The 25,110-nt window shown below is 40.1% G+C and carries 22 protein-coding genes; 16 read left to right on the plus strand and 6 right to left on the minus strand.

Going from position 1 to position 25,110, the window contains the following annotated elements; translation table 11 throughout:
- Nucleotides 1-136: 136 nt before the first annotated feature.
- Nucleotides 137-1,849 (minus strand): ABC transporter ATP-binding protein, encoded by a 1,713-nt coding sequence (locus CSV73_RS10710; protein ID WP_099627554.1) that lies wholly within the window; start codon nt 1,847-1,849, stop codon nt 137-139.
- A 371-nt stretch (nt 1,850-2,220) separates the two neighbouring features.
- Between CSV73_RS10710 and CSV73_RS10715 the strand changes: the two genes are divergently transcribed.
- From CSV73_RS10715 to CSV73_RS10785, 14 genes are all read left to right on the plus strand, one after another.
- Entirely contained in the window at nt 2,221-2,658 is a 438-nt protein-coding gene (locus tag CSV73_RS10715; protein ID WP_099627555.1) for a VOC family protein, read from the plus strand.
- Nucleotides 2,659-2,933: 275 nt separating this feature from the next.
- Nucleotides 2,934-3,467, plus strand: a complete 534-nt coding sequence (locus CSV73_RS10720; protein WP_099627556.1) for a dihydrofolate reductase family protein — start codon at nt 2,934-2,936, stop codon at nt 3,465-3,467.
- A gap of 502 nt (nt 3,468-3,969) precedes the next feature.
- Nucleotides 3,970-4,929, plus strand: a complete 960-nt coding sequence (locus CSV73_RS10730) for an urea transporter (protein ID WP_233202884.1) — start codon at nt 3,970-3,972, stop codon at nt 4,927-4,929.
- Between the two features lie 103 nt (nt 4,930-5,032).
- The gene (locus CSV73_RS10735) at nt 5,033-6,616 is read left to right on the plus strand and encodes an ABC transporter substrate-binding protein (protein WP_233202885.1); all 1,584 of its coding nucleotides are present in this window, start codon (nt 5,033-5,035) and stop codon (nt 6,614-6,616) included.
- Nucleotides 6,606-7,574: an ABC transporter permease gene (locus CSV73_RS10740; RefSeq protein ID WP_099627558.1), complete on the plus strand. Its 969-nt coding sequence runs from the start codon at nt 6,606-6,608 to the stop codon at nt 7,572-7,574. Before CSV73_RS10735 ends, CSV73_RS10740 begins: the two co-directional genes overlap by 11 nt.
- A complete protein-coding gene (locus CSV73_RS10745) occupies nt 7,575-8,387 on the plus strand; it encodes an ABC transporter permease (RefSeq protein WP_099627559.1) in 813 nt (270 codons plus the stop codon). It abuts the gene before it with no gap.
- Nucleotides 8,380-9,129 (plus strand): ATP-binding cassette domain-containing protein, encoded by a 750-nt coding sequence (locus CSV73_RS10750; protein ID WP_099627560.1) that lies wholly within the window; start codon nt 8,380-8,382, stop codon nt 9,127-9,129. The genes CSV73_RS10745 and CSV73_RS10750 overlap by 8 nt, the downstream gene beginning before the upstream one ends.
- Nucleotides 9,130-9,142: 13 nt before the next feature.
- A complete protein-coding gene (locus tag CSV73_RS10755; RefSeq protein ID WP_099627561.1) occupies nt 9,143-9,889 on the plus strand; it encodes an ABC transporter ATP-binding protein in 747 nt (248 codons plus the stop codon).
- Between the two features lie 185 nt (nt 9,890-10,074).
- A complete protein-coding gene (locus CSV73_RS10760; RefSeq protein WP_099627562.1) occupies nt 10,075-10,722 on the plus strand; it encodes an O-methyltransferase in 648 nt (215 codons plus the stop codon).
- Nucleotides 10,723-10,937: 215 nt separating this feature from the next.
- A complete protein-coding gene (locus CSV73_RS10765) occupies nt 10,938-11,411 on the plus strand; it encodes an RrF2 family transcriptional regulator (RefSeq protein WP_099627563.1) in 474 nt (157 codons plus the stop codon).
- Nucleotides 11,412-11,446: 35 nt separating this feature from the next.
- On the plus strand, nt 11,447-12,412 hold the full coding sequence (locus CSV73_RS10770) for an LLM class oxidoreductase (protein ID WP_099627564.1): 966 nt from the start codon (nt 11,447-11,449) through the stop codon (nt 12,410-12,412).
- A gap of 23 nt (nt 12,413-12,435) precedes the next feature.
- Nucleotides 12,436-12,651 carry a DUF896 domain-containing protein gene (locus CSV73_RS10775; RefSeq protein ID WP_085130816.1) on the plus strand — a complete coding sequence of 72 codons (216 nt, stop codon included), beginning with the start codon at nt 12,436-12,438 and terminating at the stop codon, nt 12,649-12,651.
- A 30-nt stretch (nt 12,652-12,681) separates the two neighbouring features.
- Nucleotides 12,682-13,545, plus strand: a complete 864-nt coding sequence (hslO, locus tag CSV73_RS10780) for an Hsp33 family molecular chaperone HslO (RefSeq protein WP_099627565.1) — start codon at nt 12,682-12,684, stop codon at nt 13,543-13,545.
- A 309-nt stretch (nt 13,546-13,854) separates the two neighbouring features.
- Entirely contained in the window at nt 13,855-14,301 is a 447-nt protein-coding gene (locus CSV73_RS10785) for a hypothetical protein (protein WP_099627566.1), read from the plus strand.
- Nucleotides 14,302-14,389: 88 nt separating this feature from the next.
- On the opposite strand, the gene CSV73_RS10790 is transcribed toward CSV73_RS10785, so the two are convergent.
- On the minus strand, nt 14,390-15,442 hold the full coding sequence (locus CSV73_RS10790) for an acyltransferase family protein (RefSeq protein WP_099627567.1): 1,053 nt from the start codon (nt 15,440-15,442) through the stop codon (nt 14,390-14,392).
- A 227-nt stretch (nt 15,443-15,669) separates the two neighbouring features.
- The gene (locus tag CSV73_RS10795) at nt 15,670-18,090 is read right to left on the minus strand and encodes a Lon protease family protein (protein WP_085130806.1); all 2,421 of its coding nucleotides are present in this window, start codon (nt 18,088-18,090) and stop codon (nt 15,670-15,672) included.
- A 159-nt stretch (nt 18,091-18,249) separates the two neighbouring features.
- Between CSV73_RS10795 and CSV73_RS10800 the strand changes: the two genes are divergently transcribed.
- Together CSV73_RS10800 and CSV73_RS10805 are read left to right on the plus strand one after the other, a co-directional pair.
- Entirely contained in the window at nt 18,250-18,462 is a 213-nt protein-coding gene (locus CSV73_RS10800) for an alpha/beta-type small acid-soluble spore protein (RefSeq protein ID WP_085130804.1), read from the plus strand.
- 381 nt (nt 18,463-18,843) lie between these two features.
- Complete coding sequence (locus tag CSV73_RS10805) at nt 18,844-19,821, plus strand: DUF5050 domain-containing protein (protein ID WP_099627568.1); 978 nt, start codon at nt 18,844-18,846, stop codon at nt 19,819-19,821.
- 73 nt (nt 19,822-19,894) lie between these two features.
- Here the strand turns inward: CSV73_RS10805 and CSV73_RS10810 are convergent, their stop codons facing one another.
- From CSV73_RS10810 to ggt, 3 genes are all read right to left on the minus strand, one after another.
- Complete coding sequence (locus CSV73_RS10810) at nt 19,895-20,689, minus strand: metal-dependent hydrolase (protein WP_143560957.1); 795 nt, start codon at nt 20,687-20,689, stop codon at nt 19,895-19,897.
- 107 nt (nt 20,690-20,796) lie between these two features.
- Complete coding sequence (locus tag CSV73_RS10815) at nt 20,797-22,977, minus strand: YhgE/Pip domain-containing protein (protein ID WP_199093079.1); 2,181 nt, start codon at nt 22,975-22,977, stop codon at nt 20,797-20,799.
- A gap of 211 nt (nt 22,978-23,188) precedes the next feature.
- Nucleotides 23,189-24,943, minus strand: a complete 1,755-nt coding sequence (gene ggt / locus CSV73_RS10820; RefSeq protein ID WP_199093081.1) for a gamma-glutamyltransferase — start codon at nt 24,941-24,943, stop codon at nt 23,189-23,191.
- Between the last annotated feature and the right edge of the window lie 167 nt (nt 24,944-25,110).

The following is a 25,110-nucleotide window of genomic DNA, read 5'->3' on the forward strand; positions in this document are numbered from 1 at the left end:
CATCCAGTTTTTTATACAGGTTCGGCAAAACCCATTAAACGTACGGATTTGTATTACCTATCTTCATTATACTGGACGAGCTACCTTTCCGTCATGGCAGAGATTGCGAAGCAATCATATAGTTTTTTATGTGTAATTATACTTGGTTAGCTTGATGCAATTGAGCAAATGTACCATTTTGGCGCAATAAATTTTCATACGTTCCTTGCTCTTCAATACCATCTTCGGTCATCACGATGACTTGATCGGCATTACGAATCGTTGTGAGACGATGCGCGATGATGAGTGTAGTACGATTAACGGCTAATTCTTCCAGTGATTGTTGAATAATGCGTTCCGTTTCGGTATCAAGTGCGGAAGTCGCTTCATCTAGAATGAGAATCGGTGGATTTTTTAAGAACATCCGAGCGATTGCCAGGCGTTGTTTTTGACCACCTGATAGTTTTAATCCACGTTCACCAATTTGCGTGTCATAGCCATTTGGCATACTACTGATCAAGTCAGTAAGATGGGCTTTTTCTGCCGCTTCAAATACTTCCTCGTCTGTCGCATGTAATTTACCGTACGCAATATTATCACGAATCGTTCCTGTAAATAAGAAGACATCTTGTTGCACGATCCCGATTTGACTGCGCAATGATTTCTGCGTCATTTCTCGAATATCTATTCCATCAATTGAAATAGACCCTTCATTGACTTCGTAAAAACGAGGGATGAGTGAACAAATAGTCGTCTTTCCAGCACCCGAAGGACCAACGAACGCAATGGTTTGTCCAGCGTGAATCGTTAAGTCGATATTGCGTAACACAGGTCGCTCGACGTCGTAACCAAATGTCACATCGCGAAATGTAATATCTCCATGTAGCTGATCAACGACTAGTGCATTTTTCACATCTTTAATTTCTGGATCTTGGTTAATTAATGCACGGAAACGACTAAAACCTGCCATCCCTTTTGGATATAACTCCAGCAAGGCACTTATTTTATCGATAGGCTTAATCAAAATATTGCTGAATAAAATAAAGCTGACTAATTCACCGTATGTTAATTTATCATTCACTGTGAACCAAGCACCGACAATTAAAATAACCAGTGTGACAAGGCGCGTGAGCATATACATCGAAGACGTAGCCCACGCCATGACTTTATACGCTTTTAGTTTAGCTAAGCGGAACTGATCATTGTCTTGTTGGAAACGACGTAATTCAAAATCTTCATTTGTAAATGATTTCACAACGCGTGAGCCGGACACAGAATCCTCAACCCGTCCATTGACATCTCCGATATTTTGATACATTTTATGCCACGCTGCATTCATCTTCTTATTAGAGAAGGCGACGACAACTGCAAGCAACGGAACCATTACGATGGCGATTAAAGCAAGCTCAGGGTTGATCGTATACATGATCCCAAACGCACCTAGAATGGTCATGACCGCAATGAACGCATCTTCAGGCCCATGGTGAGCTAATTCACCAATATCGAATAAGTCCGTCGTGATGCGTGTCATAATATGGCCCGTTTTTGTATTATCAAAAAAACGGAAAGATTGTTTCTGTACATGTTCGAACAATTCACGGCGCATATCGGTTTCAATGTTAATTCCGAGTTTATGCCCTAAATAGCTAACAATATAATGAAGAAACGTACTCACTAAATAGACGAGCAATAGTAAAAAGCTGACGGTGATAATTCGATTCCAATCTCCTGACGGCAAGAGTCCATCGATAAACCACTGAACGGCAAGGGGGAAGGCCAGTTCAAGAAGGGCTACGAAAATGGCGCTGAAAAAGTCGATCAAAAACAAGCGCTTATGTGGCTTGTAGTAGGAGAAAAATTGTGTAATCATGTAGTAATTCCTTTCCGTTGATGTATTAGTAGTATAAGAGAAGACTGAAGAAAAATCATCTTAGACGGGTGTCATTAAAGGTGAAATAAATAATTGAAGGAACTTCACACACAGTCAAACGTACTGCCATACGATATATTCTGCTATAGGGGTTATTTGTCCCTGCCCTGGTTTTGAACGGTGTAGCACCCAGTGGCGTGACGTTTTTTAAAAAATATAGTGTGTTAAAAACAATTTGGTGAAACATACTGAAGGGATTGGCTGTTTGCGTAAATGAATAAATCGCCTAACACATGTAGTTGTGATAAATGAACAGTTCTTAAAACAGTTCAGGATGATAAATGAATAGTGCGACATGGGAGGTTTCAGACATGAAAATCAACAGAATAGATCATGTCAGTATAAATGTACATGATCTAGCGAAGGCAAAAACATTTTTTCTCGATTTAGGGCTTGAAGTACATGCGGAATGGGAATTGGATGGGGAGCAGTTAGACAGAATAGTGGGTCTTACTCATGTGAAAACGGCGTGTGTAGCATTGGGGATGCCGGACGGTCAGACGTGGATTGAACTAGTAAAGTTTTATTCGCCGTCAGATGATAAAGGTATACAGAAACCTTCTGCAAATACGCTAGGTATCCGACACATTTGTTTTGCCGTTGAAGATATTGAAAATATTATTGCGAAATTAAAAAAGAGCGGTAAGGAAATCTTTAGTGAAATACAGCAATATGAAGAGAGTTATAAGCTATGCTACATTCGTGGTCCAGAGGGAATTATTTTAGAGCTGGCGGAAAAAATCAACTAAATGTCAAATGAGAAGTTAAATGATCTCGATCTCCAAATTTAAAGAAGTCTTCTAAAAACTATCGTATATCAATGAATAAGCGCAAAGTAGACACTTTGTTGATTGGAGTGGAAGATGGTGACTCCTGCGAGTTCACCGCCCTTGAAACGGAAATCAACGGTTTCTTAAGACTGTTCTGCTATCGGATTGTATTGATGAATTGAATTAGTGACGTAAATCTGCTAATATTCGCAAGAACGTACATTCTTATTTTGAAAGTGAATAGGAGGATTATGATGAAAAAACAAAGGAAGTTAGTATTATTTATTGCTCAAAGTTTAGATGGTTATATCGCAACAAAAGATGACTCACTTGATTGGTTATTTAATGTTGAGGGGGAAGGAGACAATGGCTATTCGGAGTTTTTCGAAAAGATAGATACAGTTTTAATGGGTAAAAGGACATATGATTGGATTATGGAACAAGAAAAAGGACAATTCCCATATTCAAATAAAAATAGTTACGTTTTTTCCAGGTCATCTGTAACGGATACAAAAGATGTTACATTTATAAACGGGGATATTGTTAGCTTTACTAATAATTTGAAAAAAGAAGAAGGTAAAGATATCTGGATAGTTGGTGGTGGAGATATCCTACATACATTTTTAAAAGAGAAGTTAGTCGATGAACTGATCGTAACCGTTGCACCCACAATTATCGGAGAGGGAATTCCTTTATTTAAACCAGACGATTATGAACTCGATCTTTCCCTAAGAGGTACTAGAACTTTCAATCAATTTGTTGAATTACATTATACAGTAAATAGATGAGTACGATTGTTTTACTGTTATCGGATGCAATCTACAACCCATTCAGTAATAGGCGCGTTTAACGTGGAGAACGATGGAGTGTAATTTACTTGATTGGGAGAAATTAGGGCGAATTCTATGAAAGAAAAGTAAGCCTACTTATAGTGGTTATGGTTGTAATTGTGCGTTCGTTAGTAGAATATTTAATTCCTGAAAGAAGCAGTATTGTATTTGGTGTAATCGCTGGATTGTCAGCCTTAATCGGCGGTTTGTTAGGTAATAAACTTTTTCCGATCTTGAAGGTTCACCGCACGCCCTCCAAACGCGTCCGGCTGCAGCGCAGATCAACGGGTTGCAACCATCGTCTCGTTAAAGGGCGCAATTGTAGCACTATGTACATTTTATGTATAAGAACTAGTGTATTAGCAGAAAATTTGATAATAGGACAACTAACACATTTCAGAACAATGCCAGATCGTCTGAATAAGTATGTCACTAAAGTAAATGAAATAGGTGAGCCAATTTGGGAGACGAAAATAGAGAAAATCAAACGATGCAAGTGATGAAAAAAGGAAGTTTAACTGCTTTTCTTAAAGAATCTCTTAAAGGGATATCCCAAATCATTTATATTGAAAACACGGTAACGGGTCTTCTGATTTTATTAGCTATTACGGTATCTTCGTTTTCATTAGGGGTTATTGCAGGTTTATCCGCCATGATTGGCACATTGGTTGCGAAAGTAGGCGGTGCAGATCAAACATGGATCAGTAAAGGTTTGATGAGCTATAATTCTGTGCTTTCCGGATTAGTACTACAAACATTTTTAACGGGACCGAACGCCTGGATTGTGGCATTGGTAGGAGCGGCGATCACCGCGATATTCACAGCGACGTTAATGTATTTCTTAGGCAACTTCGGCATCCCGATCCTGACGTTACCATTTATCTTATCCACATGGTTTATACTGCTTTCATCTTATAAACTCGATAGTATCAAGTTAAATGAGTCACTGGTTCCTCAAAGTGTAGCGAATTGGGAACTGCATGTAGAAGGCGAAATTGATCTGTTCCAAGCAATTTTCAATGGAATCGGTCAAATCTTTTTTCTTACTGAAACCATACCCGGTCTTTTATTATTCATAGCAGTTTTTTGGGCTAGCAGGAAAATGGGCATATACGCGGTCATCGGAAACGTGGTCGCTTGCGCAACAGCTCTTGCTTTAGTCGGAGAACATACGTTGATCATGCTAGGGTTATATGGCTACAACGCTATTTTGACCATTCTAGCCGTATCGGTCGTGTATAACACGAAGGAAAATCGCTATGCACCGATTACAGGTGTGCTGGCGGCATGTATTACAGTTCCTCTCATGGCTAGTGTCAGTATTTGGTTATTACCGTTTGGACTTCCCGCATTGACGATGCCGTTTGTACTGAGCACTTGGTTAATACTAGGGGCTAGAAAAGTTCTACCGAATTTATAATGGCTCCATAGTGAAAAATATAAACCGTTAGACAGGACAAATGCATACGAACATGAAATAATGATAAAATGTGGTAAATCTAGTGAGAAAAAAGGAGAGACTAATGTTTACATTAAATAAGAAAATGCTTGTACTTTTTATGGTACTTGTGTTGATTGTGGCAGGTTGTAGTAAAAAAGAGGATGTTATTAAAGAAGCAACTCCAACTCAAGAGAATCGCCTCATTTATGCTTCTGAAGAAGAGTTCGAAGGGCTAAACCCGATCCTCGAAGAAACGAACTTAGATGCATTATTGTTTCGTGGAGTCATGCGATTTGATGAAAATAATAAAGTAGGTACGGACATCGCAGACTCGTTCGATGTATCAGAGGATAAACTTACGTATACGTTTACGTTAAACGAAGGTATTACATTCCATGATGGGAAAGAACTTACAGCGGAAGATGTAGTGTTCACGATAGAAAGTATTATGGATGATCAAAACGCTTCATTTTTGAAATCTGATTTTGAAGAAGTGGAATCTACCAAAACGCTGGATAAATATACTGTAGAAGTTACATTAAAACAACCATTTACCCCTTTACTAGACAAGTTAACTGTACCCATCCTTCCGAAACATGCTTTTGAAGGAGTCGATATGAGAACGGCGGACTTTAACAGCCATCCGATTGGTGCGGGACCATATAAGTTTGATAATTGGGACCGTGGCAATGCGTTGACACTACAGGCCTATAGCGACTTTTTTGGAACGAAGCCTTCGATTGAAAAAGTGATATTCAAGTTTATTCCGGATAGTAATGTCCGTGCACTTCAGTTGAAGTCGGGTGAAGTGGATGTTGCACTTTTGGATCCTGTACAAGTTGAAAACTTGCAAAAAGAAGAGAACTTGACTATTTACGATATGGAATCGTCCGATTACCGTGGCATTTTGTTCAATATGAATTTGGACTTTTGGAAAGATGTTAATGTGCGTCGTGCGTTTAGTTATGCAACCGATCGAGAACAAATCGTAAAAGGTATTTTAAAAGGACATGGTTCTGTTGCTTATTCACCATTGCAAAACCATGAATTCCATAATGATCAAATAGAAAAGTACACATATGACGTGGAAAAAGCGAATGCGCTGTTAGATGAAGCAGGTTGGATAGAAAAAGAGGACGGTATTCGTTATAAAGACGGAGAAAAACTATCCTTTACGATTACTACACCGGCAAGCGATACTGTTCGTACGAATATGGCAAATTACGTTGCCGAAGGGTTTAAGGACATCGGTGCGGATGTAAAAGTAGCTGCACTTGACTGGAGCGCGATTACGATTGAAGACGCAGATGCGTTCATGGTGGGTTGGGGCAGTCCCTATGACGCGGATCATCATACGCATATATTGTTCCATACGAATGAATCGAGCATAAATAGCTCCGGTTACAACTATGGTAATTATTCGAATGAAAAAGTGGATGAACTACTTACAAAAGGACGTACTACGACGGATCCGGATGAACGGAAAGCCATTTATATGCAGTTCCAAGAAGAATTAGCGAAGGATCCGGCATTCGACTTTATAGCCTACGAAAATGCAGTGTATGGTATAAACAAAAATGTGAGTGGTGTGAAAGAACGAACGCTAGGTCATCATGGATCTGGTTTCCTCTGGAACGTCGAGGAGTGGAAGTGGAATGATCAGTAAATGGGTAGGGAAGCGAATGGTGATGGGGATTGTAGTCCTCTTCATCGTTAGCTTCCTCTCTTTTTTCATTATGCAAGCAGCGCCTGGAGATCCTGCTGCGGCTTTTTATGGAGGCAATGCGCAGACCTTAACCGCAGCCGAAAAAGAACGCATTACCCGTGCGTATGCATTAGACCGTCCGGTAGCCGAGCAGTACGTTGCCTGGCTAGGTGAAACAGTTAAAGGGAATTTTGGGGTTTCTTCCAAAGAAGGTAGACCCGTTTCCGAAATCATCGTGGAACGGCTACCGAATACGTTACTATTATTTAGCGTAACGATGTTTTTTATTGTCATGGGTTCTCTTTGGCTTGGCACCGTGGCGGGTATGAAGGCAGGTTCTATGTGGGATAAAGGACTTTCCACATTTAGTATCGCAACGTCTTCCATACCTGCCTTTTGGCTTGGTATCCTGTTCATCTACTTCTTTGCTGTGAGTCTAGGGGTTCTTCCTTCTTCTGGTTCGGGCGATGTAGATGGTGATGGCGGTGTTATCGATAAAATTCGTCATCTCATCATGCCTGCGGGTGTGCTGATTGTAACGCATGTAGGGATTTATGCACGTTTTCTACAGGAAAGTATCAAGATAGAAAACGGTCAATACTATGTGAAGGTGGCACGCGCAAATGGTGTAATGGAAAGGTTCATTCGAAATGGAATCGTGCGTAACGCCTCCATTCCTTATTTGAATTACATCGCTATGACCATTCCGTCGTTCTTTGGTGGTTCTATTATTGTGGAATCATTGTTTGCTTGGCCTGGATTAGGGCAATTGACGGTCAAAGCAGTCGCAACGAAGGATTACCCATTGTTAATGGGCAGCATTATGGTGACGGGCATCCTAGTCGTGATGACATTATTTATTGTCGATCTCATTATGTACGCTATGGATCCGAAGTTGCGTAAAGGAGGTATCCGGTAAATGAAGTTACGGAAAGCACTTTTATTTTGGTGCAGCCTTCTTGGATTGATTATCTTATTGACGGTATTTTCAACTATACTGGCCCCATACAGTCCGAATGACATGAACATGGATGAAATATATAGTGCCCCGAGTAGTGATCATTGGTTAGGAACAGATCATTTAGGTCGGGACGTTTTTTCGCGGTTATTAGAAGGTGGGAAAGTGACGTTAGCCGTCGCAAGTGGTTCTGTTATTTTGTCGCTAGTGATTGGAATTGTCTATGGCGGTATTAGTGGATATTTTGGCGGTGTGATCGATACCGTTATGATGCGATTATTGGAAGCTCTGATTACCATTCCAGCTCTAATTATCATTTTGGCATTTCAAGCATTTTTGCAAGGCGGTATGTGGGGCATGGCGCTTCTCATTGGGTTGACAGGATGGATTGTTACCGCAAGAATAGTCCGTTCGGAATTCATTCGGCTCAAAGAAGAAGAGTTTGTTAAAATGGCTAGCATGCTAGGGACACCTGTTTGGAAAATTCTATGGGGTCATTTGCTACGCAACAGCCTACCTGCCATTTTTGTCGTGACGTTATTTAATTTTGCGAGCGCGATTTTTATGGAAGTATCACTTAGTTTTCTCGGCATCGGTATACCGCAATCGATTCCATCATGGGGGAATATGTTGTACTACGCGCAAAACGATATTTTAATTGGCGCTTGGTGGATTGCATTATTTCCAGGCATTATGATTTTCTTGACTATTCTCGCGATTAATTTTATCGGAGAGGCGTGGAAAAATCCGGAGCGGAGGCGTGTTCATGATTGAAGTAAGAGACCTCTCTATTACAATGAAAGGTAAGCACATTACGCATCACGTTGAGTTCACTATAGCGCGTGGAAAAATCACGTCGCTGATTGGAGAAAGTGGTAGCGGAAAGAGTATGACGGTATCCGCTGTGCTTGGTATGCTACCAACAGATGCCAAAGTAAGCGGATCCGTCATGTACGAAGGTCGAAACCTATTGGATATATCTGATCAGGAGATGGAAAGCGTGAAGAAGCAAGATATTTTCACGATATTCCAAGACGCATCGAACAGTTTTAATCCGTCCGTGAAAATGAGGCATCAACTGTATGCATTCTCGGGGAAACGTGTTGGCGATACGTTACAAGTATTTGATGAAAAAATGCTTTCAATTTTAGACAAGTTGGGCCTATCCTGGGAAGTTGTCGAGCACTATCCTTTTCAATTATCAGGCGGAATGTTGCAAAGATGTATGATTGCGTGCGCATTTTACGTGGAACCTGCTTTACTCATTGCAGACGAGCCTACATCTGCACTGGATATGGTGTTGCAAAAAGAATTCATTGAATGGCTCATTCGTCTCAATGAAGAACGGGGTACGACGATTCTTCTCATTACTCATGACCTGGACATCGTCGCTGAAGCCGCTCATGAAATGGCCGTTATGCAGCAAGGAAGCATTGTGGAAACGGGGAAGGTGGAAACCGTTTTCTCGAATCCCCGTCATGCCTACACGAAGCGGTTGTTGGAGAGTAGATTTTAGGAGTGGACGCCAGATGTTAGAAGTATCGAATGTTTCTAAGAGTTATTACAATGGACGCCAGACGAAAAAAGCGTTGAATGGAATAGATTTAACTGTGAGTAAAGGGGAAGTTGTAGGTTTAGTAGGAGAGAGCGGTTGTGGAAAGAGTACGCTCGCGCGTGTCGTGATGCAACTTGAATTAGCCGACAGTGGTTCCATTGCATTCAATGGTAAATTGGTTACACGGAAAAGCCGGAAATCATTTTATCAAGCAAACCAATTAATTTTTCAAAATGCATCGGCAGCGCTGAATCCTTCCTGGACTGTGCGCGAAATATTGCTAGAGCCTCTTCGCCTGATGAAAGGAGATCGTGAAGCATATATTCGACGAATGCTTGGAAGAGTCAAATTATCGGAAACGCATTTACATAGATATCCTTCACAATTGAGTGGCGGTGAGCAGCAACGTGTCAACTTGCTTCGTTCATTGTTAGTCGAACCCGATTTGCTCATTTGCGATGAAATCGTATCCAATTTGGATCGATTGACTCAAAGGGAAATCATTGACCTGCTTCTAGAGCTCAACCGAGAAATGGATATGTCGATTTTATTCATTGCGCATGATCTGCAGGCTGTCATGTATGCATGTGATCGAATATATGTGATGAAGGATGGACGAGTGGTGGACGAGAGTGCGAAAACAGATGGAGTATTTCACTTTTCTCATTGCTATGCGAGGCAACTATTCGACTCTGTATTAGGGAATCGAATGAGAGAGTAGAGTACTACACGGATGTACTGTATTTGTTATCTATTGACAGTTTCTCACGTTCCCGCTCATAATAAATGGCATACGGAATGCTTGATAAGCATACCGTTGATGTAGTGAAAGTCAAAGTGTTGGCGGAAAGTGTGGTAAATGAATAATATGGCATTCAACTTACTATGTGGAGGAGGATTTACATAATGGAAATGATTAACCAATATATTAACCAAACGTTCGTATCAACTGATCAAGTTCTCGAGGATGTGCTGTTATCTATCCAAGAAAATGGTATGCGCCCGATCTCGGTTTCTCCAGCTTCGGGCAAAGCGCTGACGATGCTCGTTTCGTTGACTGACGCAAAAAATGTTCTTGAAATTGGTGCGCTTGGCGGATATAGCGGTATATGTCTTGCGAGAGGATTGACGAAGGAAGGGCATTTGACTTCAATGGAACTAGAGGAATCATTCGCAAAGTTAGCCAACTCTAATTTAACGAAGGCAGGCTTTGGCGAACAAGTAACGTATAAAACCGGACCTGCTTTAGACAGCTTAGAAGCGTTGAAAGCAGAAGGAAAAACGTTTGATTTCTTTTTCATTGATGCGGACAAAGAAAATTATCGAAACTATTTAGATCGCTGTTTAGAGCTTGCTGAACCGAATGCGGTGATCGTAGCCGATAACGTGTTGGCGGGTGGTACAGTAGCCGACGCGTCCATACAAGGTAAACACTTTACGGACAATATGCGGGAGTTCAATGAATACACAGCACGGCATCCTCGTTTGACGTCAGTATTGTTGCCAATCGGTGATGGATTGACGATATCGCAAGTTAAACGGCTCCGGTCGTAGAAAAGTCCAAGTATATAGCTAGCCTGAAGACGGAACTTTACCATCTTCAGGCTAGCTTTTTTCATTTGATATATACGTGAGCACTCATTGTAATGGTCGGAGTAGAAAACTATACTATTTTAAAACGACATGTTAATATAACGAGGACAATGATTATCCACGATTACGAAGAATAGATGTATCGAATAAAAAGAGTAAGAAAAGGTGATGATATCATGCATATGAAAACCGGAGTGGAACAATCTTTGTATGCCATTCTTATCTTAAACATGTTGCCGCAACGAGCCGTATTACCAGGAGAAGCCATTAGTCAACAACTTAACGCATCGCCAACTTATACCCAAAAGATCTTACGGAAATTAGTCAGCGCGGACTTGATTACTTCTGTCCCTGGAGTGAAAGGTGGATTCAAGTTAAGAAGAAAGCCTGAAGAGATTCGTGTCTATGATATATATCTAGCGATTGAAGGGAAACAATCACTCTATTCTTCAACTGGTGTTTTTCATGACTTGCTGGATTTAGAAGAAGATCGTGACTGCGCATTAACGGCTTTGATGGCAGAGGCTGAAAATTCATGGAAATCGATTTTAAAACGCGAAACGGTGGCGTCACTTTATGAAAAAATAAATACAGAATACAATCCGAAAGTACAAGCACTGCAAGAATGGCTAAAAGAAAAAATGGTGTGACAAGTTAGTAGGATTGCGAGATAGGTGGAGTTACGATGAATACATTTCAAACGCATCAAGGGTTCGCTCGAACATTTTCGGAAAATAAGCTCACACTAGGCCTTACATTTCCTATGGATCGAGCAACCGATTATCGGATGCCGATGGATATAGCTGAGCAGATACAGCTCGCCAAACAAGCAGAAGAAGCAGGATTTGCGGCATTATACGTGAGAGATTCACCGCTTTACGATCCAGACTTCGGAGATACTGGCGTGAAGCACGATCCTTTTCAACTTCTCGCATACGTAAGTGCGCATACAAGTAAAATAGCGCTAGGAACCGCAAGTGTCGTCACAACGTTGCGGCATCCGCTTCACTTGGCTAAGTCAGCTGCTTCATTGGATGATCTATCCAAACAGCGCTTCTTACTAGGCGTTGCAACGGGTGATCGCCCGATCGAATTCCCTGCGTTTAAAGTGAATCGAGATCGACGTGATGAATTGTTTAGAGAATCTATAAATGTAATGAAAACCGTTTGGAAAGAATCATTCCCTACGATTCAGTCTGAACGTGTAGGATTGGAAGCAGGCGATGTGATTCCGAAACCAATATTGTCGAACATTCCTATTTTAGGTACAGGATATTCTGGACAATCGCTAGAGTGGTTGGCTGAGAATACAGACGGTTGGATATTTTACGCCCAAGAAGCAAATCGTCAGCAAGAACTAATCAAGCGTTGGCGTCAAGCGACAACCGAGTTTAAACCATTCATACAGCCATTAACGATTAATATATCGAAGAAACCGAATACGTCGCCTAGACCCATTCCAATAAAAGTTGGTTTTACATCCGGTCATCAGTTTTTAATCGATTATCTGTATGCATTGCAAGATATCGGAGTAAACCATGTCGTTCTGGCGATTCGAAATGAAGATCGTCCAATAACAGACGTGATACAGGAGTTGCAAGAGTTTGTCGTTCCGCACTTTAAGGCACATACTACACATTTATGCGTATAGAAAATGAAAAGGAGCATTATCAAATGATTAATCAACTAGGTCGTATCAATGAATTAGCAAAAAAACAGCGTGAGGAAGGCTTAACAAACGCGGAAGTAGTCGAGCAGACTGTATTGCGTCAAGATTACTTGCGCGAAATCCGCGGACAAGTCATCGGTACATTTTCAGGTTTAACAGTCATCGATCCACTTGGCAATGATGTAACACCCGAAAAATTACGAGAAACAAAGCTTAACTAAACGTTTGGGGTTATAGGAAGGGTGAATAGAGTGAATGATTATTTAGTAAAAGCAGTCGCTTATCAAAATCAAGTACGTGCTTACGCCGTGAATTCAACTACAACAGTAGCGGAAGCACAGCGACGACATGCGGCTTGGCCAACAGCTGCAGATGCCCTCGGACGTTCCATAACGGCTGGTGTAATTCTTGGCGCTATGTTAAAAGGAGACGAGAAATTATCGGTTAAAATCAATGGTGGCGGCCCACTCGGTACCATTATCGTGGATTCCAATGCGAAAGGTGAAGTGCGCGGCTACGTCTCGAATCCTCAAACCGACTTTGAAATGAACGAAGTGGGAAAGGCAGTCGGGACGAATGGGTTGCTAACCGTCTCAAAAGACGTCGGGCTGATGCATCCGTTCGTAGGACAAATCCCTCTCATTTCCGGGGAAATTGGAGAAGACTATACATCGTATCTATCTAAATCTGAACAAACGGCATCTGCTGTCAGAGTAGGCGTATTAGTAAATTCTGATTATACCGTAAAAGCTGCGGGTGGTTTTATTATTCAACTTATGCCGGGCGCAGATGAAGACGTGATGAAGATCATTGAAGAACGAGTGAAAGTAATTGCACCACTTTCTTCGATGATCGCGAAAGGAACTACTCCAGAACAAATACTTGAGCACATATTAGGTTCGGATCATGTCACTGTGTTAGAAAGTATGCCCGTTCAATTTCAGTGTCAATGCTCTATGGACCGGATCTCTAATGCGATTATCAGCTTAGGCAGTGAAGAAATCCAAGACATGATTCAAACCGACGGACACGCCGAAGCGAATTGCCACTTTTGCAATGAAACCTATCACTTTGATACGGAACATTTAGAAGCACTGAAAAGAGCAGCTTTATAAAGGGATGAATAATGAGTACCTGTCTGAGAAAAGGTCATGTGTGCGTAGTCATTCATGAACATTCTTATACAGGTGCTTTTTCGATTGAGTTAAGGAAGATACTGCGTGTTTGATATAGATGTACTTACTATTTAGAGCTAGGATAATAATTGAACTTTTATCTCAACACAAAAAATCACCAATCGAACTAGTAAGTGATGGTATGAAACCTTTAAAACATTCATTCGTATGTAAAGTAAGTTCATAAACATGAACATCTTATTAAGGTAATAGACGTATGGAGTATTCTACAGGAAAAGAGGTAGGGAGATGGAGTACTGGGATATAACGGAAAACCCTTCAGAAGAAATCTATAGAAAACTGATCAACGCACTCTGCGATCATTCGGATACATTTTATTTCATCACACGGAAAGAACTGACCTATAATCAGGATATATTGGAGCAATTCAAACCGTACACGTTGGAAACTTATAAAACAAAAGAGTGGGCCAATACCATAACAAAAGGTCCAGCTGCAACTGTTTTTGTTGTAGAATCAAACGACAAAACATGCAAGTTATTAAAACGCCACGCGCATACGTTGTACGACTGGGTGGCACCTGATTTACCTGAAGATCTAACCTTTATGAAGAATAACTTTGCTTGGTTTTCCTGCACGACACATGAAGAATTTAGCAGTTTTTCAATCCGATCCGACCACTACAAAAAAATCATGCATAACATTGAAGGTTTGAAAATACAAAAGTCCGAATAACTCGAAGTGGAATGCGAAAAAATACCTGTACTACAAAACCGACATGAATGTGAACCGATTCATGAAAGTTTCGTGTACAGGTACTTTTTTATTGCGCGATTTGCGTGGTCTTTTTCTGTGAAAATCCACCAAGGAATAGCTTTCCGTGCGGCAGAAATTTGTGTATGATAATCGAAATGAAGATGGGAATGAATATACCGAATGCGGTGAACCCCACAATACCATACGTAAAGTAATCATTTAATAAAATATCCGTGAAGATATGTAAATACATAATGGTTAAGGAATGCTTTTCAATTTTTTGTAGCCAATTCAACGATAATTTAGCTGCTATGAGTTGGAACACACCAACTAACACGAGTGTGAAAGAAAGCGGGATGATCAAGTCTAAGAAGAAATGGTCATAGCGTAAAAATTTCATACTCAAGTGATAGTCAATGACATGATAATGATCAAGAGTTATAGCCGTTATACTAACGAGCAATCCTGCGAGTAACCATTTTTTCGGAATGTTCATCCAAAAACTTTTCAAATAATATCCGATTGAGAAATAGACGACTGCCATAAGTGCAACATCGATGTTCCAAATCATCGGGATCGTTTGCGCCGCAGTAGATGGAGCACCACCAATGACACGCATCGCGAACAGGCTTTCAAAGTGGGCGATACTATAAAAAATAGCTAAAATAATCAGTTGTTTCGTACGGCTAAAGTTTTTAGTCATCCATAAGAAAAACAAATACGTAAAGAATAGGGTAGTAACAAACCAAAATACACCATAAGCCCCACGTGCAAAACGTCCGCCGACAACAAGTGTCCACATATCATGTAAATACCATGATAAGTCGGAATTCCCCGAACCAATCTCTATCCCATAACGAATCAGTGTAATGCTTACTAAGAAAAACAAATAGGGGACAATTAACTGCATAAACCGTTTTTGAATCGAGAGTTTTAGTAAGCCTTTTTCCACTACGGGCTTAAAAAATAATCCGCTTAAAATGAAGAAGGCCGGCATATGAAACCAGTAGATATACTTAACAAGTGGAAAATCCAACTGTCCAGGATAATGTCCAATGACCACAAGAATCATTAAAAAACCTTTGGTGACATCTACCCAAGATAAACGTTTCTTATTCATAATCAAGCTCCTCAAGAAAACTAACGTATATCCATTGTACAGCTTTTCGACAACTTTGAAGCGAATGTAACAAAATTGACTTGAGAATGTAAGCTAATTGGAAATACATTGAAGTATTGTAATGGTTGAGTATGGATGCTTAAATAACATGGAAATATAGATAAAGTACCTGCGCTTGAAACTACGTGAAATGTATCCCCGCAAGCATTTCGAACGCAGGTCCTTTTTCAATTCTCTTGTTCTCTAGCAAACTCCATAAACATCCGTAATTTCGTGGCTGCTTTTCCGTAGACGGTTTCTTTGTCATAATTTCCTTGATCATCGGGATGTCCTGCTGGTGTACCAGTTAAAATTTCTATTCCTTCTTCAATCGTTCGCACTTTATAAATATGGAACTGTCCATTGCGAACAGATTCAATGACTTCATCATTTAGCATCAAGTTTTTCACATTTTGATGGGGGATGAGTACACCTTGTTTTCCTGTTAATCCTCTACTTTTACATACATTATAAAACCCTTCAATTTTCTCATTCACGCCGCCAATCGGCTGAATTTCTCCGTTTTGATTGACAGAGCCAGTGACGGCTAATCCTTGATTGATAGGAATTTCTGACAGGCTAGAAAGAATGGCATACAATTCTGTGCTTGAAGCGCTGTCACCGTCAACACCGCCATAGGATTGTTCAAAAGCGATATGTGCGGTCAGTACCATTGGATACTTCTGCGCGAACTTTTGCCCTAAATATCCTCCTAATATATACACACCTTTATTATGCGTGTTCCCGCTCATTTGACTTTCTCTTTCAATATTGACAAAACCTTTCTTCCCCATAAACGTTGTAGCGGTAATGCGGGATGGTTTGCCGAAATGATATTGACCTAAATCATAGACCGCCAAGCCATTTACTTGTCCAATTTTCTCTCCTGTTGTATCAATCAGAATACTTCCTTCTTCAATACTCGCTTGGATTTTTTCTTCATATAAATTTGAGCGATATTTCTTTTCCTGAATAGCTTTTTCGATATGCTTCGCTGAAACGAGGTCGTCTCCCATAATACTTGCCCATGCATCCGCTTCGTATAGTAATTCTACTTGTAAATTAAAACGAGTGGATAATTTATTTTGATCACCGGCGATACGTGAGCTGTATTCAATGACTTTGGCAACAGCTGTCGGATCAAAATGCCGAAGCCCATGTTTTTTGCAATGTGTATGAATGAAACTAACTAACCCCGCAATATTATCTTGGTTGTATTTCATTTCTACATCAAAGTCTACGCGAATTTTGAATAATTTACGAAAATCTTCATCATGGTGATAGAGGGCTTGATATATGTCCATATTCCCAATAATAATGACTTTTACATTGAGATGAATCGGATCTGGATTGACTGATGCGGTAGCGATAATACTGGCATGTTCGCCTATATTCTCAATTTGTAATTTATGGATTAATAAGGCTCTTTTTAACCCTTCCCATGCTTGGCTTTTCGAAAAAATATCTTTTGCTTGAATGAGAAGATACCCGCCATTTGCATCATGTAGGTAGCCAGGTTTTATTTTCGTGAAATCAGTACTCATGACGCCCATTCGATTTTCGTATTCTACTTTGCCCATCAAGTTATAAAAAGTAGGATTATCTGCAGATATGACGGGCATGCCTTTCGTTTCGCTATTATCAACTAGCACATTTATCGTATATTTTTTTAGTGCTTGATTTTCGTCTTTGAACAGACTGCCAAGCTGCTTTTCGTCCTTTTTAGAAGCAGTGGATAAAAATGCCTGAAAATTATTCACGAGATCTTTTCGCACCGTTTTAATATAGTGCATTACTTCAGGACAGTCTTTGTAGTTCTTTCTTAATTCCTCAATATGAAAATCAATTGTCGTAATGGCTGTTTGATGGTCAAAGCCGGCCAATGATTTCTTCAAGTCCTGTTCGAAACGGAGTATGGTTTTCGTCGCTTCCAATATAATTTCTTGTAATTTGGCAGAGTTACTTTCGATAGCCGCTCGTTGTTCTTCGTTCAATACATGATAAGCTTCTTCACTTAAAGGATTCCCATCTTCACCAATAGGAATGGTAGCAATCGTAGAATCGGACTGCTTAAGTACAAAGCCGTTTTCGGTAGCTATTTCATTGGTCCGTTTATACACTTCGTCCACTTGGTCTTTATATTTTCGAATGATCGAGGAACGGTTCTTTAGCCGGTTTTCTTCATTAAAGGCAGTAGGGATATCTGCTTTTAAATCTTGCAACAGGTCTTCCATCGACTTTTGAAGTTGCTTACCCAATCCAACAGGAAGTTTTAGCACTTTAGGTTTGTACTCATCTTCAAAGTTATTTACATAACACCAGTCAAACAGGGTAGCTTCTTTTTCCGAAAAGTCATTAACGACGGTCGTGACAAAAGAAGTTTTACCGACGCCTTCTATTCCAGCGACGTATAGATTGTATCCGGGTTTATCCACATGTAGGCCGAAGTTCATCACGGACCGTGCACGTTGTTGTCCCACAATATTTGTAAGCTTGGCTACTTGTTCTGTTGATTCGAATGAAAACCTGGAGTAGTCCACCGCTTTTTTTAATTCTTCCGGATGTAACTCTGCTTGCCGTTTTATGGAGTCTTCATTGAAATTTTCCAATTAACTCACCTCACTCATTATTTTGCCGTTATGTTGTACATACCCTTAATGAGGTAATTACACGCAATAATCACATGAAAAACTCATTAATTTTTTTTGACTCTCGATGTATGATATTTCGAAAACTGCTCATTCTATTGTCAGAAGGAGGTGGACAACATGCCAAACAGCAATAACAACAGCAATTCAAACCAGCTTTTAGTTCCAGGTGTACAACAGGCGATCAACCAGATGAAGGAAGAGATCGCGAACGAATTCGGTGTAAACCTTGGACCAGACTCCACATCGCGTGCCAACGGATCCGTCGGCGGAGAAATTACAAAGCGATTAGTGCGTCAGGCTCAATCACAAATGAACGGTTATACGAAGTAATCGGTTCTATCCATCCAGATTAGCATGTGAAAAATCAATGTCACTATACGCTTTGATTTCTCAAAAAAGAAAAGACGACAATTCATTCGAATGTGAATGATTGTCGTCTTTTTGTATTGAAAGAAGTACTTTGATAAATAAAATTAAGCTTGTTTTAGAATCATTGCGATTTACATCTGCATTTCGGATATACTTTATTGCTCGGATGATCAAGCTAGATATTCATCTATTGAATAGTAATGAAGTATCTTAGTCTGCAAACATTTACATAGGTGAAACTATATACAGTTGAATAAAAATAATAATGAAAAGTATTATCAAAATAGATTAATTATTCAGTAAATGGTATACTAAATATAAAACACTTGGAGGGATGTACAAATGAAACACTGGATACGATTTGTTGTCGTTGTCCTGTTTATTGGTCTGCTATTCCCCAATGTACTAGTATCAAAAGCAAGTGCGCTAGATGATGTTAAAGGCGATCACCATTTTGTAAATAGTTTTACTGCTAAAGACGGAAGTAATTACTATGTAAACAGAGGACATCTCGAGGAATTAGCGGTTGGGATATATAAGGTAAGTAATGATATGAAAAAGTTCCGATTGATCAAGCAAGGGAACTACACGAATATTCAACTATATAAAGATACGATCGTCGTATTCAATGATGATCTAAATAAACTACAACGGTTTTCGTTTGATGGTACACTCATCAGGGAGTATCCGCAAGTGACCAGCAGTAATTTCTTGATTGATCGGGATAAAATGTATTATCACACGGGTAAAAACGTATATGAAATCAATATCAATGGACAAGGAAATAAGTACCTATATACGTCAGAAGGCACGATTCAAGAGTTCACCGTTCACAATGGCTGGCTCTATTACGCATACTTAATACCCGCTGTTCCTCCTCCATATGACTATTCAATGAGTTTTGCACGATTCAAACTATCCAATCCACAACAAGTCGTGCCGATCATTAGTAAAGTGAATTCGATTGATTCAATTATTGTAAGAGACGGCTATATTTATTCAGTTATCGATCCACAATCTACTATGAATGCTAGGTATTTGTATCGCACGGATTATAGTGGTAATAGGTTAAAACGCATCTCCAATGTCGATTCAACTGCAGTATTTATTGGCACAAAATATATCTATTTTGTAGATAATACTGGAACTTATAAACAGTATTTCTATCGAATGGATAAAGACGGGAAGAATGCTGTGAAAGTGGGGGATTTAACAGGTTCCAAGCTTAGCGCAGAGTATCATAATGGAGCATTTTATTTTGAAATTCAAAATGTTCAACAAAATACTTTTTTTCTTCGTAGAATACTACAGACGCGCTGAAGTGCCAATTTTTATATAAGTAAAACGACTAAAACCTCCTTACCAAAGTAGGGAGGTTTTGTGGTGTTGCATGTTATTTCAGTTGAAAATCATATTTTTCACCATAACCTAATACGACTACTTCAGTGCGGTCATAATCCCTTAGTAATTTTTCGAATTCTTGATCTCTATCTACCATATTTTGGACCACGGGGAAAGCTTGTAGTAATTGTTCGTAACTCTCTTTTGATACCGCAGTATCCGCAGTAGGGAAGGTATGACTTGGAATGACCACATCTACATTTAGAAAATTACGAATCGCATAAGCTGCTTCTCTTGGTCCCATTGTAAATTGACCGGAAGAGGATAGTATAGCGACGTGGGGCTTGTATAGCTCATCAATTAGTTTCAAATCATAGCTTAGTGCGGTGTCTCCTGAATGATACAGTGTGGGTCCATCTGTGAACTCAAATACATAACCGGAAGCTTCGCCTGCATAAATAGGAGTGCCTTCGGTTTCGCCGAATGAAGAACTATGTTTTGCGGGTACCATCGTGACATTCACATCTTCTAGTGGAATTGAGCCACCTAAATTAAGTGGGAAAATATTTTGAAATCCTTTTTGCAACAGAATCATTGCCAATTCATAGGGAGCAACGACTAAAAGTTGTGGATTTACATCCATCATTTTCTGAAGTCCACTTGTATGATCAAAATGTCCGTGAGTTAAGAAAACCGCATCAATAGTGTGAAAAAACTCTTCGGTAATGAATTCTTTTGGGCAACCAGGATTTAAATCAAAGAAAGGATCAATCAGATAGTTCTTATTCATCCGGCTGGATAGTAAGTACATCGCATGACCAAGTCTAGTAACTTTGATTTCCTTCACCTCCGGGGTATTCTGAATATACTGATATTATAATGAGTTTTATGATTGAAGTCAATATCGGATAAATGAAACGCTTTACATTCAGCATACAAATTCTATACAACAGTTTAATGAAATAGATCGGTCTCACGTGATTTCGCTAAAAGATGATTAGTTGCTTTATTCATTCTTTCCTTGAATACGAAACCGAAAGTAATGAAGACTATTCCAACGATTGCTAAAAACAGCACACCCTTAATGGCTCGCGCCCAGACAATTCCGCCTACTGCCTCTCTCATCAAGTCAATTGCATACGTGAAAGGTAAGAAAGGATTGATCCACTGGAAAAATGAAGGTAGTAACATGATCGGATACGTACCACCAGATCCTGCAATTTGCAGCACAAGCAAGACAATAGCCATCGCTTTACCAACGTCGCCGAACACTGAAACAAGCGTATAGACAATCGACATGAACACTACGCTGATCAATATCCCAAATAAGAAAAATGCTATCGGCTCTTTGACAGTGACACCAAGCAGCACGATATCGCCGGTCGTCACGATCAGCGTTTGAATACATCCAATCAAACCGAATGTAAATAGCCGACCTACATAAATTTGTCTAGATGTGAATACACCTTCTCGGCTAATGTCTGTCGCTAGTAAGGAAATGAGTAATAAACAACCGACCCAAATCGAAAGTACGGTATAAAAAGGGGTCATCCCGGTACCATAGTTTTTGATCGGGAAAAGCTTCGTTTCATTCAATAGTATCGGTTCCTCAAAGAAGCTGCGCTCTGCTTGCGGGTTATTTTGTAGCAAATCAATGATTTCATTAATATCTGTTGAGCCTTGAATATCCTTGATACGATTTGCCAGCTGGTTCACTTTATCGTAAACGTATGGGTATTGGTTTAAAGCGTTCTCGACTTGCTGTTTACCTTGTGATAAGTGTTTGTCTGCACTAAGTAATGTTTGTTGCACTTCAGGGAAAGTATGTTGTACTTCTATTAACAACGCTTTGGCACTAGTAAGAGTCTTCAATGCTTGCGTTATTTCTTTGCGGACAAAAGGTTCTATCGTGTCTGTATATTCTTTTAAGAATGAATTGGCTTGGATAGAAGTGTTCTCAGCAATCTTTTGCAAATCATTAATACTATTGTGCAATCGTTCTTCTTCACCTTGCACAAGTGCGTTCATCGTATGAGCATTTTGTTGAATTTCAGACAGTAGTTGGTGAAGATTGGTGACTTTTATTAACGCGGCATCGATCGGCTGGGACAGAGTGGCATCTGTTTGTTCACCGTTCAACCCCTCGGTTATCTTTTTAATATTCAGAAGGTCTTGCTCAAGTCCGCCCAGTTTTTCCATACTGCTGGTTACTCGGTCGTCAACCTCTTGTTTTACACGATCCCATTCAGTGAAGTCAGGTGATATTTGCTGAATCTTTTTAAGGAACTCATTCGTTTCATTCGTAATAGCCGCTATTTTTTCCAAATCCGCTTTTATACGTGGTGCAGCGGCTTCTAATCGATTTTGCGCAGTTGTTAGCTGATCAATCGTATCATTGATCGTTTGTAAGCCTGCGTTAGTAGTCCGTTTCGCTTCAGGCAATAGCTGTTGCGCTTTGTTGATAATCTGTTTGGCGGAGTTCGCATCGGTTACGATTCCTTCCAAAGTCCGCTGAATCGTCGGTAATTGCTTCTGAACATCGAATATATATTGTTCGAATTTCTTAATATCAGGCAAGTCATTCTCAATTTCTATTCCAAGTTCATTAAACATATCGAGTACTACGCCATTGACAGTAGAAATAAAACGATTGCTTACTTTGTCGACAATGACAGAAGCACCTTTTTCCGTGATTTTTGGTGCAATTGAATTCAGCTTTTCATTGACGAAATAATTGATTTCTGCTTTTTCAGGTTCTCCTGAAGTGACCGTTGCAAGTTTGCTGGAGAAGTCTTTTGGAATAAAAATCGCCGCAAAATAATCACCATATTCTACTCCATCCATCGCTTCCTGGCTTGTGGTAAAAGTCCAATCCATCTCTTTATTATCTTGTAACGTTTTTATTAGTTCTTTCCCAACATCAATCTGTTTGTCACGTACCATCGCACCTTCATCTTCATTGACAATCGCAACGGGTAATTGGTCGGTGTGGGCATAAGGATCCCATGTCGCGTAAATATTCAGCCATGCATACAAAGAGGGTAAAAAGGTCAGACCGCCAATCAATAGGGCAACTACCCAGTTTTTACTAATATGCTTCAAATCCAATTTAAATATATTCCAACTTGTTTTCACCATCTTACCTCTTTTCCAATAACACTTTTATTAGCTATTATGCCCATAACACCGGAATTCAACTGATTTCTTTTGTGATTGTTTGAAAACCCAAAAAAAATACAGAACTGCAGAGGTTTTTTTTACATGACGGATGTTCCATTAAAAAAAGCACCTTATCCCTAGCTGATTTAGCAGGGGATAAGATGCTTTTTCTATAATAGTGGGTAATTCATTGACTCACACCAATTGCGGCGCCATTACGGCTGGAATCAGCAACACCTTTATATACGCCTTCCTTTTGATCGATAAGAATACTTTGTACGTTCCCAATCGTTGTCGGCTTGTCGCCAAATTGATGACCGAGTACACGCAAGTAATTCATTGATTCTAGTGGAATATCGCTTTCATAACGGTAGGATGATGTGCTGTTCGTATAGATTCTTGGTTCTTCTACAGCGGCTTTTAATTCCATGCCATAATCAATGGAGTGAATAATCGTTTGCAGGACGGATGTGATGATGGTCGGTCCACCAGGTGACCCAACGGATAGAACAGGCTGGCCATCTTCAAATACAATAGTTGGCGTCATGCTACTGAGAGGACGTTTATTTGGTTCCACTTGATTCGCTCCGCCTGGTACTGCGTCGAAGTCTGTTAGTTCATTATTTAACACAATTCCATAACCTGGTACCATGATTCCGCTACCGAATAGTTGTTCAATTGTCGTCGTGTTCGACACGACATTGCCCCATTGATCGGTTACGGAATAGTGCGTCGTCTCGCCGAGTTTATCAGGTTCAGGTTGAACAGTAGCTACAGTTGCATTCGGTTTATTTTCGTACTTCCAAGGATCTCCGGCTTTCGGATTTTTGTTCATGCGTTCCAAACTGATCAAGTTCGTCCGTTCTTGGATATACTGTGGGTTCAAAAGTCCTTTTAGCGGAACGTCCACAAAGTCAGGATCTCCAGCGTACATAGCACGGTCAGCGTATGCGAGGTGCATCGTTTCCGCAAGCAAGTGATATTTCTGCCAAGACTTTACGTTGTATTGAGATAGATTGTAGTGATCAAGAATACCAAGCATTTGAAGAAGGAATACACCACCGGAGCTAGGAGGTGGCATACTAGCAATCTGATAGCCTTTGTAATCGCCCCAAATTGGATCATCCATCGTAATTGCGTATGTACGTAAATCTTCAGATGTCATAGTGCCGCCATATTGTTGTACTGCGCTTGCGATAGCTTGTGCGATTTCCCCTTCATAGAATACGTCCGTTCCTTCGTTTTTAATTAATTCAAACGTCTTCGCTAGATCTTGCTGTATTAATATATCGCCTTCACGCATAGGCTTGCCATCAGGTACAAAAATCTTCCCTGACTCTTTAAAAGCGAGTTTCAGCTTATTCTCTTCAATGGCTTCCGCAAGCACGGAATCGATTGGAAAACCGTTTCGTGCTAAGTCAATTGCCGGTTCAATTAATTCGGACATTGGCAGCGTCCCAAAGCGTGAAAGGGCTTCCTCTAATCCTTTTAACGTTCCCGGTACACCCACTGAATTCCCACCTTCTACTCGCTTCGAGAAGGGGAGGGGTTCACCTTTTTCATCCAAAAACATATCGGGAGTAGCTCCTGCTGGTGCACGTTCCCGACTGTTAATGATCTGTGTTTTGTCAGTATTGGCATCATAATACATGAGGAATCCTCCGCCGCCAATGCCAGACATCATGGGCTCTGTAACATTTAGCGCAAATTGAATAGCTACCGCTGCATCAATCGCATTCCCACCATTCGCCAATACGTCAGCACCGACTTTTGATGCTAATGGATGTGCTGTTGTTACCATCCCATCAAGTCCAGTGGCTACTTGACGATAATTTGAATAATCCGTATCCCAGTCGCTAGCAAGTATGGTTCCTGGTAATGTACTGAATAAAAGCAAAAAACTCAATGGAAGTACTAAAATCCAATTCAATCGTTTCTTCAATCACTTCACCCTTTCAGAAATGTTTTTCCTTTACTCCAACAGTAGCACTCCTTTCCAATTAAGTTAGACTATCGCAATTTAATAGTGCGATAGCCTGAATAATTTGATTATAGCAAACGCTTACATATATAAGTAGATTATATTTCGGATTTCGAAATTCAGTTCTA

Origin of the sequence: Sporosarcina sp. P1, assembly GCF_002743155.1 — a bacterium.
GTDB lineage: Bacteria > Bacillota > Bacilli > Bacillales_A > Planococcaceae > Sporosarcina > Sporosarcina ureae_B.